General features: G+C 68.7%; 14 protein-coding genes. 8 read left to right on the top strand and 6 right to left on the bottom strand.

Going from position 1 to position 13,207, the window contains the following annotated elements:
- Positions 1 to 23: 23 nt before the first annotated feature.
- The 3 genes from M9M90_RS20115 to M9M90_RS20125 all read right to left on the bottom strand — a co-directional run bounded on the left by M9M90_RS20115 (position 24) and on the right by M9M90_RS20125 (position 2,101).
- Entirely contained in the window at positions 24 to 587 is a 564-nt protein-coding gene (locus M9M90_RS20115; RefSeq protein ID WP_254835007.1) for a PadR family transcriptional regulator, read from the bottom strand.
- A gap of 79 nt (positions 588 to 666) precedes the next feature.
- On the bottom strand, positions 667 to 1,158 hold the full coding sequence (locus M9M90_RS20120) for a hypothetical protein (protein ID WP_254835008.1): 492 nt from the start codon (positions 1,156 to 1,158) through the stop codon (positions 667 to 669).
- Positions 1,159 to 1,201: 43 nt separating this feature from the next.
- Positions 1,202 to 2,101 (bottom strand): hydrogen peroxide-inducible genes activator, encoded by a 900-nt coding sequence (locus tag M9M90_RS20125; RefSeq protein WP_254835009.1) that lies wholly within the window; start codon positions 2,099 to 2,101, stop codon positions 1,202 to 1,204.
- Positions 2,102 to 2,219: 118 nt separating this feature from the next.
- On the opposite strand from M9M90_RS20125, the gene M9M90_RS20130 reads away from it, so the two are divergent.
- The gene (locus M9M90_RS20130) at positions 2,220 to 2,777 is read left to right on the top strand and encodes a peroxiredoxin (RefSeq protein ID WP_254835010.1); all 558 of its coding nucleotides are present in this window, start codon (positions 2,220 to 2,222) and stop codon (positions 2,775 to 2,777) included.
- A gap of 98 nt (positions 2,778 to 2,875) precedes the next feature.
- Entirely contained in the window at positions 2,876 to 3,409 is a 534-nt protein-coding gene (locus M9M90_RS20135; protein WP_254835011.1) for a carboxymuconolactone decarboxylase family protein, read from the top strand.
- 155 nt (positions 3,410 to 3,564) lie between these two features.
- On the opposite strand, the gene M9M90_RS20140 is transcribed toward M9M90_RS20135, so the two are convergent.
- The gene (locus M9M90_RS20140; RefSeq protein WP_254835012.1) at positions 3,565 to 5,016 is read right to left on the bottom strand and encodes a PLP-dependent aminotransferase family protein; all 1,452 of its coding nucleotides are present in this window, start codon (positions 5,014 to 5,016) and stop codon (positions 3,565 to 3,567) included.
- A gap of 99 nt (positions 5,017 to 5,115) precedes the next feature.
- On the opposite strand from M9M90_RS20140, the gene M9M90_RS20145 reads away from it, so the two are divergent.
- Positions 5,116 to 5,811 carry a pyridoxamine 5'-phosphate oxidase family protein gene (locus tag M9M90_RS20145; RefSeq protein WP_254835013.1) on the top strand — a complete coding sequence of 232 codons (696 nt, stop codon included), beginning with the start codon at positions 5,116 to 5,118 and terminating at the stop codon, positions 5,809 to 5,811.
- Here M9M90_RS20145 and M9M90_RS20150 read toward each other — a convergent pair.
- Positions 5,808 to 6,341 (bottom strand): ATPase, encoded by a 534-nt coding sequence (locus M9M90_RS20150; RefSeq protein ID WP_254835014.1) that lies wholly within the window; start codon positions 6,339 to 6,341, stop codon positions 5,808 to 5,810. The two genes, M9M90_RS20145 and M9M90_RS20150, sit on opposite strands and share 4 nt — an antisense overlap.
- 12 nt (positions 6,342 to 6,353) lie before the next feature.
- Positions 6,354 to 7,205 carry a glutamate racemase gene (locus tag M9M90_RS20155; protein WP_254835015.1) on the bottom strand — a complete coding sequence of 284 codons (852 nt, stop codon included), beginning with the start codon at positions 7,203 to 7,205 and terminating at the stop codon, positions 6,354 to 6,356.
- Between the two features lie 213 nt (positions 7,206 to 7,418).
- On the opposite strand from M9M90_RS20155, the gene M9M90_RS20160 reads away from it, so the two are divergent.
- From M9M90_RS20160 to rpsP, 5 genes are all read left to right on the top strand, one after another.
- A complete protein-coding gene (locus M9M90_RS20160; protein WP_254835016.1) occupies positions 7,419 to 7,682 on the top strand; it encodes a hypothetical protein in 264 nt (87 codons plus the stop codon).
- A 14-nt stretch (positions 7,683 to 7,696) separates the two neighbouring features.
- Positions 7,697 to 8,341: a TetR/AcrR family transcriptional regulator gene (locus M9M90_RS20165; RefSeq protein WP_254835017.1), complete on the top strand. Its 645-nt coding sequence runs from the start codon at positions 7,697 to 7,699 to the stop codon at positions 8,339 to 8,341.
- 86 nt (positions 8,342 to 8,427) lie between these two features.
- Positions 8,428 to 10,545, top strand: a complete 2,118-nt coding sequence (locus M9M90_RS20170) for a M3 family metallopeptidase (protein ID WP_254835018.1) — start codon at positions 8,428 to 8,430, stop codon at positions 10,543 to 10,545.
- Positions 10,546 to 11,014: 469 nt separating this feature from the next.
- Complete coding sequence (gene ffh / locus M9M90_RS20175) at positions 11,015 to 12,556, top strand: signal recognition particle protein (protein ID WP_254835019.1); 1,542 nt, start codon at positions 11,015 to 11,017, stop codon at positions 12,554 to 12,556.
- Positions 12,557 to 12,575: 19 nt separating this feature from the next.
- Positions 12,576 to 13,187 (top strand): 30S ribosomal protein S16, encoded by a 612-nt coding sequence (rpsP, locus tag M9M90_RS20180; RefSeq protein ID WP_254835020.1) that lies wholly within the window; start codon positions 12,576 to 12,578, stop codon positions 13,185 to 13,187.
- Positions 13,188 to 13,207 lie beyond the last annotated feature (20 nt).

Genomic DNA, 13,207 nt, shown 5'->3' on the forward strand with positions numbered 1-13,207 from the left:
CGGCTCGCGCAAGGCGCCAATCCCTAGACCCGCTCGATTTTCGCAGCGGCCGCGTCGATCGCCGCGGCGATGGCGTCGATCTGCGCCTCGCTGGGTCTTTCGCCCTGCAGGCGCAGCTTCAAGGCGACGCCCAGGTTCTGCATGGCCCGGGCCACCCGTGGCGAAGACCGGGGCGACTGCTCGCCGGCCTCGTCGAGACGGGCGAAGACAGCGTCGACGGCCGCGCGGTTCTGTTCCAGAGCCGTGTCGCCCTCCGGCGTGATCTCATAGGCCTTGCGGCCGCCGTCGCCGCCCGTCTGACGGACGAACCCTTCGTCCTCCAGCAGGGAGAGGGTCGGGTAGATGACGCCCGGGCTGGGGCGATAGGCGCCGCCGGTGCGCTCTTCCAGGGCGCGGATCAGCTCGTAGCCGTGGCTGGGCTTTTCCTTCAGCAGGGCCAGGATCACGAAGCGCAGGTCGCCGTGGTCCAGGATGCGGCCGATGCGCCCGCCCCGCCCGGGGCCGCCGCGGCGATGCCCCCCATGGCCGTGGCCGCCGAACGCATGGCGGCTCCGCTGCTCGTGTTGTTTCCAGTGGTGTCGATACATTTTCGATCCTATTTAGATATGTCGATTTGACAGATATATCTCGAGCGGATCGGATTGCAATAGATATATCGAAACTATTCTATTTTGACGCGGGGAACGCCTGTTTGCAGAGCTCGTCACCGAAGGCCTCGGAGAGCTGCTCCTCGGCCTCGCCCATCACCACGATGGCGAAGCGGCCGCCGACGATCGTCTGGCCGACCTTGTAGTCGGCCACCACCTTGCCGGTGGCGATATCCACCAGCCGCGCCTCGCCCCGCAGGACATTTGCGCCGGCCACCACCGTGGTCATGACGGGATTGGCCTTGTCGAGGCGGTCGATCATGGCCTCCAGGCGCAGAGGCCGGGTCCCCTTGGCGCAGGCGTCCAGCTTTGCTTTCACCCTGGCCTTGAAGATGTCGTCGAACTGCGGCGTCACCTTGAGGTCGCCCTTGGTCAGGGTGATCTCGTCCACCCGGCCGTTGGCGGTCCAGTCGGTCGAGAGCGCCGATACGGTCTCGCTGCGCGACATGCTCATGCAGCCGGAAAGGCAGACGGCGACGCTCGCGAGCGCCAGAGAGGGAAATCGGGTCAAAAGGGATGCTCCTGTCAGCCAGCCACTAACGCCCCAGCTAAGCTCAAGCTCCGCGAAGAGTCTCGGCCAGCAGCCGACCCTCGGGCGCGCGGCTGGAGCCCGCCCGCCAGGCGACCACGATCTCGCGGTTGGGATGGTCGCCCTTCAGCGGCAGGACGGCGACGTCGGCCGCGTCAGTGAGGCCCGCGGCCACCGCCATGGCCGGGATGAAGCTGACCCCGAGGCCCGACCCCACCATCTGCACCAGGGTCGGCAGGGACGTGGCGGCGAAGGCTTCCTCCTCGCCGGTGGCCTTGGGCGGCTTAAGGCCGCAGGCGGCGAGCGCGTGGTCGCGCAGGCAGTGGCCATCCTCCAGCAGGATCAGGTCGTCGTTCTCCAGCGCCGAGGGCGGCGCCTCCTTCTCGTGGGCCAGGGGATGGTTGCCCGGCAGGGCGGCCAGCAGCTCGTCATCCGACACATGGGCGTGGGCGAGGCCCGCCATATCGTAGGGCAGGGCGATCAGGGCGGCGTCCAGTTGGCCGGCCTTGAGCGCCGCGAGCAGCCGATGAGTCAGGTCCTCGCGCAGGAACAGCCGCAGCTTGGGGAAGCGGGCCCGCAGCAGCGGCAGGGCCTTGGGCAGCAGGAAGGGGGCGATGGTGGGGATGACCCCCAGCCGGAAGCGGCCGGTGAGCGGCTGGCCGGCGTTGCGGGCGGCCTGCACCAGTTCCTCGGCTTCGTTGAGGATGACGATCGCCCGCTCCAGCGCCGCCTGGCCCACGGCGGTGAGGATCATGCCCGAGCGGGCCCGGTCGACCACGGGGGCGCCGAGGATCTTTTCCAGCTCCTGCACGCCGGACGAGAGGGTCGGCTGGGTCACATGGGCGGCGTCGGCCGCCCGGCCGAAGGAGCCATGCTCGGCCAGGAGCTTCAGATATTGCAGCTGTCGCAGGGTGGGCAGGCTCATGAATCCAAGATAGGGAAAATCTATCTAATTTCCAGAGACAATCGATTGGATATTGCACCGCAGCATCCCTATCTCCCCGTCACGGCTTCGGCCGCGTGTAATTTTCAAGGAGAGACTGATGCTGGGCGTTGGCGAGAAACTGCCGGACTTCAAGGTCGTGGGCGTGAAGCCCAAGTTCAACCGTCATGAAGAGAACGGCGAGAGCGCCTTCGAGACGCTCACCCAGGAAAGCTTCCCGGGGAAGTGGAAGGTCATCTTCTTCTATCCGAAGGATTTCACCTTCGTCTGCCCGACCGAGATCGCCGAGTTCGCCCGCCTGAACGGCCAGTTCGAGGAGCGCGACGCCGTGGTCCTGGGCGGCTCGACCGACAACGAGCACTCCAAGCTGGGCTGGCGCCGGGAGCACCCGGACCTCAACAGCCTGCCGATCTGGAACTTCGCCGACAATTCCGGGAAGTTCGCCCGTGCGCTCGGCGTGCTCAATGAGGACGAGGGCGTCGCCCTGCGCGCCACCTACGTGGTCGATCCGCACAACGTCGTGCAGCACGTCTACGTCACCAACCTGAGCGTCGGCCGCAATCCCGCCGACACCCTGCGGGTCCTGGACGCCCTGCAGACCGACGAACTCTGCCCGTGCAACCGTTCGGTTGGCGGCGAAACCCTGAAGGCCGCCTAGGTTTCTCCCTCCAGCCCCCTAAGGCTGGCCTTCCGGTCCGGGCGCGCGATCTCCCCGCGCGCCCGGACCCCCCTTCCCTTTCAGTTCCGGAGTTTCCCATGTCGCTCGACGCCCTGCGCGAGACCCTGCCCGCCTATGCCAAGGACCTGAGCCTGAACCTCTCGAGCCTGGCCGCCGAGACCCTGCTCAGCGACCAGCAGAAGTGGGGCGCCTTCGTGGCCTCCGCCCACGCCGTCGGCGTTCCGGCCGTGGTCCAGGCGGTGGAGGCCGCAGCCAGCGCCGCGGGCCTCAGCGCCGAGGCCAAGACCGCGGCCAAGGCCGCGGCGGCGATCATGGGCATGAACAATGTCTATTACCGCTCGCTGCACCTGATCTCGAACGGCGAGTACAAGACCCTGCCGGCCAAGCTGCGCATGAACGTCCTGGCCAATCCGGGTGTCGAGAAGGTCGACTTCGAGCTCTGGTGCACCGCCGTCTCGGCGATCAACGGCTGCGGCATGTGCCTGGACGCCCACGAGGCCGAGCTGAAGAAGCACGGCGTGCCCAACACCAGCATCCAGGCGGCCCTGCGCATCGCCTCGGTGGTGAACGCGGTCGGCCGCGTGATCGCGGGAGAAGCCGCGGCGGCGTAGACACTTTCAAGCTCCTCCCCTTCTGGGGGAGGTGGCGCGTCGCCCTCTTCGGCGAGGTGACGGAGGGGGCTGAAGCCCAACGGCAAGGGTCAAAGTCCCCCTCAGTCGGCTTCGCCGACAGCTCCCCCAGGAGGGGAGCAACTCGTCGGTGCGATTCACTCCAGCGCCCTCTTCAACCGCGCCACGCCGGCGGCCATCGTCCGCGCCGGGAAACCGGAAAAGCCCAGCATCAGCCCTGACCTGGGCGCCGCCACGCGATAGAGCCGGCTGATGGCGCGGACATAGATCCCGGCCCGATCCGCCGCCGCCTCGGCGTCCAGGTCCAAGCGCCCGTTCTTGAAATAGGCGATCAGGTGCATGCCCTGGTCGGGCACGTCGACCTCGAGGACTTCGCCCATCTGGTCGGTCAGGGCGTGGGCGAGCGCGTCGCGCTTGGCCTTGTCCGCCAGGCGCCGACGGCGGATGTGGGCGGCGAAATGGCCCTCGCGCATGAAGTCCAGCAGGATGGCCTGGGTCAGGGTCGGCGGCTGGCGGTCGATCGCCTGGCGGGCGTTGGCGAAGGCGGTGGCCAGCGCCCTGGGCACGACGGCGTAGCCCATCCGCAGGCCGGGGAAGAGCGCCTTGTTGAGCGTGCCCACATAGATCACCCGCTCCCCGCCATCGAGGCCCTGCAGGGAGGCCAGGGGCGGGCCCGCGTAGCGGAACTCCGAGGCGTAGTCGTCCTCGACGATCCAGGCGCCGGTCTCCCGCGCCCAGGCCAGCAGCTCCAGACGCCGCGCCATCGAGAGCGTCACCCCCAGCGGGTACTGGTGCGACGGCGTCACGAACACCACCCGCGCGTCGGGCGCCGCGGCGACCCCCTCGGCGACGATCAGACCCGAGCGGTCCACCGCCACGTGCTGGATCGCCACCCCCGCCGAGTTGAGGGCGTGCAGGGTCGCCGGATAGCCCGGATCCTCCATCCACACCCGGTCGCCGGGGTGCAACAGCAGGCGCGCGGCGATGTCCACGGCGTGCTGGGCGCCGGACGTGACGATCACCTGGTCGGGCTCGCAGACCACCCCCCGGGCGGCGCGCAGGTAGTCGGCGATCGCCTCGCGCAGGGGCCGTTCGCCGGCGGCGTCCGAGTAGCCGAAATGGACCGGCCCCAGCGTGCGCAGGGCCCGCCGCGTTGAGGCCGACCAGGCGTCCAGGGCGCGCGCGTCCAGCAGGGTGCGACCGGTGGCGAACAGCCGGGGTTCGGCGTGGGGCGCGGGGAAGGTGATCTCGTCCAGCACCCGCGCCCGTGCCGGGATCGGCGGCGGCGGCGCGGAGGGCGCCGGCGCCTGGGGCCTGACGTCGATCACCCCGCTGAGGTCGCTGGAGACATAGGTGCCCGATCCGGCGCGGCCCTCCGCATAGCCCTCGGCCAGCAGCAGGTCGTAGGCGGCGACCACCGAGGCCCGCGCCACGCCCAGCCGGGCCGAGAAATCGCGGCTCGACGGCAGGCGCCCCCCCGGCTTCAGGGCTCCGGACAGGATCGCCCCGCGCACCTGGTCGTACAGGCGCCGGACCACCGGCTCGCCGGGCTCCGGCGGACTCCAGGGATAGATGTCGGCCCAGCTCATGGCGCGATCATGCCGGAAAGTGGTCTGACCAACCAGTAGGGATTGGACCTGTCGGCCAGACCGCATCGTCGGTACCAAACGGTACGAACGGAGCTTGAGATGAGCGAGACCTTCCACCCCACCGCCCGGTCCAAGGCGCGGCGCAAGCCCGACCGCGCCGCCTATGACGAAGCGAGCGTCTACGCGATCCTCGACTCGGCCGTCCTCTGCCACGTGGGCTACGTCCTGGACGGCGAGCCCTTCGTCACGCCAACCACCTTCTGGCGCGAGGGGCGAAAGCTCTACTGGCACGGCTCGGCCGCCAGCCGGATGATCCGCGCCCAGGGCTCAGGCTTGCCGGTGTGCGTGACGGTCACCCACATGGACGGCCTGGTCCTGGCACGCTCGGGCCTGGCCCACTCGATGAACTACCGCTCGGTCATGGCCTTCGGCACGGCGCGGATGGTCGAGGGGCTGGAGGCGCGGCGGGCGGCGATGAGCGCCTTCATCGACCGGCTCTATCCGAACCGTTCCGCCGAGCTGCGCCCGGCCCTGGACAGCGAGATCAAGCAGATCGGCCTAGTGGAGATGACCATCGACGAAGCCTCGGCGAAGGTCAGGGCCGGCGGCGTCAACCGCCTCGCCGAGGATGAGGCCTGGAGCGCCTGGAGCGGGGTTATTCCCATCACAACCATGGTCGGCCCCCGGCAGGCCGACGCCGTTCAGAGCGCCGGCGCCCAGCCCTCGCCCAGCCTCGCCCTCTATCTGGACGGCGCGCGCCTCGACGCCGTCCTGACGGCGTCGGCCCGCCCCTAGTCCGGTTTGCCGGTGTCCACGAACCTGCCGAACCGGAGCGCCTGGGTCCCGATGACCTGGTCGACGGGGTCGGCGAAGGCCTTGGCGGCGCCGGCGCGCATGCCACCCACATGATAGGTGACGGTGACGGTGGAGCCGCCGCCGGCCTTCGGCGAAATCTTGAAGGTCAGCGCCCCGGCCGCGCCTTCATCCTGAAGCGGACCGAGCGCCGCATCGAGGCGCAGGGTGTGCTGGTCGGGCCAGGCCAGGGCGACGACGCCATGGCGCACGCCCCCGCCGGGCAGGGCTTCGCAGAAGCAGGCGCCGGCCTCCAGCTTGACGGTCATGTTGGACGCCTTGCCGGTATAGGTGTGAGCGCCGTCCCACCAGGACCCGATCTGCCCAAGGGCCGCATAGGCCTTGTCCGGCGACGCGGCGACCTCGACGACCTTCCTGGTGCGGAAACCTGTGTCGGCGCGCTCGACCACCTCGGCCTGCGCGGCGAGCGGCGCGAGCGACAGGATCAACGCCGCGGCCCAATCGATCTTCATGAGGTCAGCTCCCTAAGCCTTCTCGAAGCTTAGCGGGCCTCCCCAGAAAGTCTCCACCAAGCTGGACTGGACCCCCGGCTTTCCCGTGGTCAGGAACCGCCGCGAACCGCCCTCGCCCGCCCGGTACTCAGGATGCTTGGCCAGATAGCCTTCCAGGGCGTCCGCCGTCGCGCCCGGCTGGTGGATCAGCGGAGTGCCCGGCTTCAGCGCCGCCCGGAACATGTCGGCGACGATCTCGTAGTGGGTGCAACCGAGGATCGCCCGGTCGGGCGCGCGCCCGATCCGCCGGGTGATGGCCTCCACATGTCCCTTGATGGTGGCGGCGAGTTCGGCGTCGCCGGCGCCCGCCTCGATCATCGCCGCCAGGTCCGGGCAGGGCTCGGAGAACACCGCCACGTCCTGGCGGCGCTTGTCGATCTCGATCTCGTAGACGCGCGAGCGGGCGGTGGCCGGCGTCGAGAACACCGCCAGCACGTCCAGCTTCTCGATCTTGTCTCCGCGCCGGTCGGCCTCATGCTCCCAGGGCAGGCCCGTGGCCGCCTCGATGGTCGGCACGATGATGCCCAGGATGTTCACCGGGCGCCCCAGCTGCTTGCGGTAGCCCGGCAACCAGGTCTGTTGCAGCCGGCGAAGCGCGATCCCCGAGGCGGTGTTGCAGGCCAGGACGACGAGGTCGCAATCCTCGGCGAACAGCCGCTCGCAGCCGGCCCGGGTCAGGTCGACGATGTTCTCGCCCTCGCGCCCGCCATAGGGGGCGTTGGCCTGGTCGGCCAGATAGACGAAGTCCGCGGTGGGGAGGCGCTCCACGAGCGCACGGTGGACGGAGAGACCGCCCACGCCTGAATCGAAAACGCCAATGGCCATGAGACCGATGTAGCCGGGCGCCGATCAGGCGTCCATGAGCGGCTTGATGACTTCGTTCAGCGAATCTGGATATTTCGAATTGACGCCAGTGTCATCCTGACATACTTGTCAGCCCGAAGTTATCCAGACGTGGCCAAGTCAGGGTCGCGACGGGCTGCCCAGGACGCTCCTGCCCGTGGAGTTTTACGCGTCGTCATCCGTTGAGATTTCTTTATGAGCTATCCTTTGGCCGCCAATCGCGACCCGTCTTCGGACGACCCCGCCTCCACCTGGGGCATCGGCGTCGAGGTCGACCTGCAGACGGCGCTGGCGCTGGCGCGGGCCACCACCAAGGCACTGCTCCATCTGTCGCCGCTGTCGCATCGCGAGATCACGGCGGCCCTGCAGCAGGAGATCGACGTCCTGGAGATGCAGAGCGATCCGCTCTCGCTCGCTGCCGCCAACGCCGTGAAACAGTATCTGCCCGAGGCCGCCTGACCCAACGCCGTCCCATGCGGGTCAACCTGGAGGCCCGAGCCGCGACGGCGGAGAACCGCCGCGCGAAGACGCGCGAGCGCCTGCTCGACGCAGCCACCGAGGTCATCTCCCGCAAGGGGCCGGAAGCCGCGTCCATCGAGGACTTCGTCGCCGCGGCCGGCGTATCGCGCGGCACCTTCTACAACTACTTCCCCGCGATCGGCGACCTGATCATCGCCCTCAACGCCCGGGTTTCCTCGGCCATGGTCCAGGCCCTCGAGCCCGTGCCGCCCCACCAGGACATCGCCGTCCGCTTCGCCACGGTGCTGCACCACATCCTGGCCACCTTCACCGCCGACCCGGTCCAAGGGTGGATGGCGCTGCGGCTGAGCGAGTCCGACGCCCCGACCGACTCGGCCTTCGCGGCGCAGTTCGACATCCTTTTCCTCCGGGGTGTCGAGCAAGGGCGATTCAGCGAGGCCGCCGACGTGGTCGCGGCGCGCAACATCGTCGTCGGCGCCTTCCGCATGGCCCAGCGCGACATCTTCCGCGGCGACGCACCTCCGGAGCACGGGACCCACGTCGTGGCCCTGCTCCTCGTCGCCTGCGGACTGCGGGAAGACGAGGCCCACCAGATCAGTCGCGAGTGCGCCGAGGCCGCCCGCAGGGCCCCTGCCTAGGTGTCACATTACCATCCCGTCATGTGACGTTCAGCAAGGTTGACCCTAAGGTCCCGCCAACTCTGAACGAACTCTCGGGAGACTCCATGAAACGGCGCACTTTCCTTGCCGCCTCGGGCGCGATCGTCGCCGCCTCGACCCTGCCCGCAGCCGCCTTCGCCCAGGGCGCAGCCGGCGCCCTGACCGCGGCCTGGACCGGCCCCTATGGCGGCGTGCCCGCCTTCGACAAGGTCGCCGTCGCCGACTTCAAGCCCGCCCTCGAGCTGGGCATGAAGACCGAGCGCGCCGAGATCGACGCCATCGCCGACAGCAGGACGCCGCCGACCTTCGAGAACACCATCGCGGCTCTGGAGCGCGCCGGCGACATGAGCGACCGGGTGGGGACCTTCTACGGGGTCTGGTCCAGCACCCTCTCGACGCCCGAACTCCGGGACATCGAGAAGGAGATGTCGCCCAAGCTCTCGGCTCATGACGACGAGACCCTGCAGAACGAGAAGCTCTTCAAGCGCATCGAGGCGGTCTACGAGGCCCGCGCCAAGCTGACCCCCGAGCAGCAGCGGCTGTCCTGGCTCTACTGGAACCGCTTCGTGCGCGCCGGCGCCCGACTCTCGCCGGCCGACAAGAAGCGCGTCGCCGAGATCAACCAGGAACTGGCCGGGCTGTTCACCAGCTTCACCCAGAACCTGTTGGCCGACGAGACCGACTACGTCCTCTATCTGCGCACCGAGAGCGAGCTGGCGGGCCTGCCCGACGACGTCCGAGCCGCCGCCGCCGCAGGCGCCAAGGACCGTGGCCACGAGGGCGAGTGGGCGATCCTCAACACCCGCTCCTCGATGGACCCGTTCCTGACCTATTCCACCCGCCGCGACCTGCGCGAGAAGGTCTGGCGCACCTATTACAGCCGCGGCGACAACGGCGACGCCAAGGACAACAACGCCAATATCAAGAAGATCCTCAAGCTGCGGGTCGAGCGGGCCAAGCTGCTGGGCTATCCGACCCACGCCCACTGGCGACTCGAGAACGCCATGGCCAAGACGCCGGAGGCCGCCATGGCGCTCATGCTGCGCGTCTGGCCCTCGGCCATCGCGCGGGTGAAGGAGGAGGTGGCCGAGATGCAGGCCATCGCCGACAAGGAGAAGGCCGGCCACCGCATCGAGCCCTGGGACTACCGCTTCTACGCCGAGAAGGTCCGGGCCGACCGCTACGCCCTCGATATGAACGAGGTGAAGCCGTACATGCAGCTGGAGAAGCTGCGCGAGGGCATGTTCTGGGCCGCGGGCCAGGTCTACGGCTTCCAGTTCGAGCAGGTGTCCAATGTGCCGGTCGCCCACCCCGACATCCGCGTCTGGGAGGTCAAGCGCGACGGCAAGCACCAGGGCCTCTGGTACTTCGACCCCTACGCCCGCGCGGGCAAGCGTTCCGGCGCCTGGATGAACGCCTATCGGACCCAGGAGAAGTTCGACAAGCCGGTCACCACCATCGTCTCCAACAACTCGAACTTCGTGAAGGGCGCCCCCGGCGAGCCGGTGCTGATCTCCTGGGACGACGCCGAGACCATGTTCCACGAGTTCGGCCACGCCATCCACGGCCTCAACTCCGACGTCGCCTATCCCTCGCTCTCGGGCACGGCGGTGGCGCGCGACTATGTGGAGTTCCCCAGCCAGATCAACGAACACTGGCTGCCAACGCCTCAAATTTTGAATAGCTACGCCCTGCACCACAAGACCGGGAAGCCGATCCCGGCCGAGCTGGTGGAGAAGCTGGAGAAGGCCTCGACCTTCCGCCAGGGTTTCGAGGTCACCGAGTACCTCTCCTCGGCGATCATCGACATGAAGCTGCACCTGGCCGGCGACGTGGACATCGATCCCGACGCCTTCGAGCGCGAGGAGCTCACCAAGCTCGGGATGCCCAGCGAGCTGGTCATGCGCCACCGCACCCCGCAGTTCGGCCATGTCTTCGCCAGCGACGGCTACTCGGCCGGCTATTACAGCTACCTGTGGTCGGAGACCCTGGCGCTGGACGTGGTGGACGCCTTCAAGCGCACGCCGGGCGGCATGTACGACAAGGCCATGGCCGCCAAGCTGCGCGCCAATGTCATGAGCATCGGCAACTCCGTCGACCCGGAGATCGCCTTCCGGACGCTCATGGGCCGCGACGTGGACGTGAAGCCCTACCTTCGAAACAAGGGCTTCCCGACGGCCTAGGGGGGTCTGCTTCCTAGTTGCTTCCCCTCTGGGGGAGCTGTCGGCGAAGCCGACTGAGGGGGACTTTGACTCGCGTCCGCGCGCTTCAACCCCCTCCGTCTCTCCGCTTCGCTCCGAGCCACCTCCCCCAAACCGCGCTGCGCGCTGGGGGAGGACCTGGGCGGAAACCAACCCTTCCACCCCGACACTTGCGCGTCCAGGTGGCGGTCGGGAACCAGGTTGAGCGCGATGCCGTGGTCCAGCCACGCCTTGGCGCCGGCCAGGACCAGACTGAAGCCGCCCTGCGGCGCCCCGCTCGCCTTGACCTGCGGGCCCCTTCGGCGCATAAGCCGCCCCTTCCGGCGCAGAGCAATCGCGCCCTCCACCGCCACGACCCCCACGGAATGATGTGGGACGAGGGCGGCGAGGCCCCCCGTCGACGTGATCGTCCACGGGGGTCGATTGCGTTTGGGCCACTAGGAGTTGGTATTTGTTCGACGCGCTGACAGATCGGCTATCCGGGGTTTTCGACCGCCTCTCCGGGCGGGGCGTGCTCTCGGAAAAGGACATCGACGAGGCCCTGCGCGAGGTGCGCGTGGCCCTGCTCGAGGCCGACGTCGCCCTGCCGGTGGTCCGCGAGTTCATCGCCAAGGCCAAGGAACGCGCCTCGGGCGAGGACGTGATCCGCTCGATCCGCCCCGCCGACCAGGTGGTCAAGATCACCTATGACGGCCTGGTGGAGATGCTGGGCGGCGACACCGCCGAAGGCCTCAATATTAGCCTGAACCCGCCGACCGTCATCCTGATGGCCGGCCTGCAGGGCTCGGGCAAGACCACCACCGCCGGCAAGCTGGCGCTGAAGCTGGTCAAGGAACGCAAGAAGGTCCTGCTGGCCTCGCTGGACACCCGCCGCCCGGCCGCCATGGAGCAGCTGGGCATGCTGGCCAAGCAGGCCGGCGCGGAGTTCCTGCCCATCGTTGCGGGCCAGATGGCCACCGACATCGCCAAGCGGGCGATGACCGCGGCCAGGCTGCAGGGCTACGACATCCTCATCCTCGACACCGCCGGACGCACCACGCTCGACGAGGCGATGATGAACGAGGCGGCGGAGATCGCGAAGATCTCCACCCCGTCCGAGACCCTGCTGGTGGCCGACAGCCTGACCGGCCAGGACGCGGTGCGCACCGCCAAGGCCTTCCACGAGCGCCTGCCGCTCACCGGCCTGGTCCTGACGCGGGCCGACGGCGACGGCCGGGGCGGCGCGGCGCTCTCCATGCGCGCGGTCACCGGCCTGCCGATCAAGTATCTGGGCGTGTCCGAAAAGATCGACGGCCTGGACGTGTTCGACGCCCGCCGGGTGGCCGGACGAATCCTGGGCCAGGGCGACGTCGTAGCCCTGGTCGAGAAGGCCGCCCAGGACCTGGACCAGGCCAAGACCGAGGCCATGGCGCGCAAGCTCGCCAAGGGCCAGTTCGACCTGGACATGATGGCCGACCAGTTCGCCCAGATGAAGAAGATGGGCGGCATGGAGGGCCTGATGGGCCTGCTGCCCGGCGTCCAGAAGATGAAGAAGCAGATGGCCGAGGCCAATGTCTCGGACAAGACGCTCGACCGTCAGTCGGCGATCATCTCGTCCATGACCAAGGCCGAGCGGAAGAAGCCCGACATCCTCCAGGCGTCCCGCAAGCGCCGCATCGCCGCCGGCGCCGGGGTGGACGTGGCCGACGTCAACCGCCTGCTGAAGCAGCACCGCCAGATGGCCGACGCCTTCAAGATGATGAGCCGCGACGGCGGCAAGGGCTTTGCGCGCATGGCCGGCATGATCGGCGGCGGCGGCGGCGCGGACCGCCTCAAGGCCCTGGGCGGCGGCAAGCTGCCTCCGCCCGACACCAAACAGCTCGAGGAGCTGGGCAGGCTGGCGGGCAAGCCCGGCGGCCTGGCCGCCAATCTCGGCCAAGCCGAACCTCCGAAACTCCCGGGACTGGGCGGCATGAACATGCCCTCCGTCTTCAACCCATTCAAGAAATCCTAGATCTTACAAAGGACTACCCATGCTGAAGATCCGTCTCGCCCGTGGCGGCGCCAAGAAGCGCCCCTACTATTCCATCGTCGTCGCCGACAGCCACTCGCCCCGCGACGGCCGCTTCATCGAGAAGGTCGGGACCTACAACCCGATGCTCAAGAAGGAAGACGGCAACCGCGTCACCCTGAAGGTCGAGCGCATCCAGGAATGGATTGGCAAGGGCGCCCAGCCCACCGACCGCGTCGCCCGCTTCCTCTCCAACGAGGGCGTGGTGAAGTGGGAGCACGGCAACAACCCGAAGAAGGGTGAGCCCGGCCAGAAGGCGAAGGAACGCGTCGAAGAGCGCGCCAAGCGCGAGGCCGACCTGGCCGCCGCCGCCGCTGAAGCCGCCGCCCGTCCGCCCGAGCCGGAACCGGTCGTCGAGGAAGCCCCCGCAGCCGAGGCCGTGACCGAGGAGGCTCCGGCCGCCGAAGCCGCCGCCGAAGAAGCCCCCGCCGCCGAAGTGGTCGCCGAGGAAGCTCCCGCTGCTGAAGCTGAAGCGCCCGCCGCCGAAGCCGTTGCTGAAGAGGCCCCGGCTGCTGAAGCCGCCGCCGAGGAAGCTCCGGCCGCCGAAGCCGAAGCCGACAAGGCCGAGGGCTAAACCCCTATGCTGCGAGGAGG

Source organism: Phenylobacterium sp. LH3H17, from assembly GCF_024298925.1.
Lineage (GTDB): Bacteria > Pseudomonadota > Alphaproteobacteria > Caulobacterales > Caulobacteraceae > Phenylobacterium.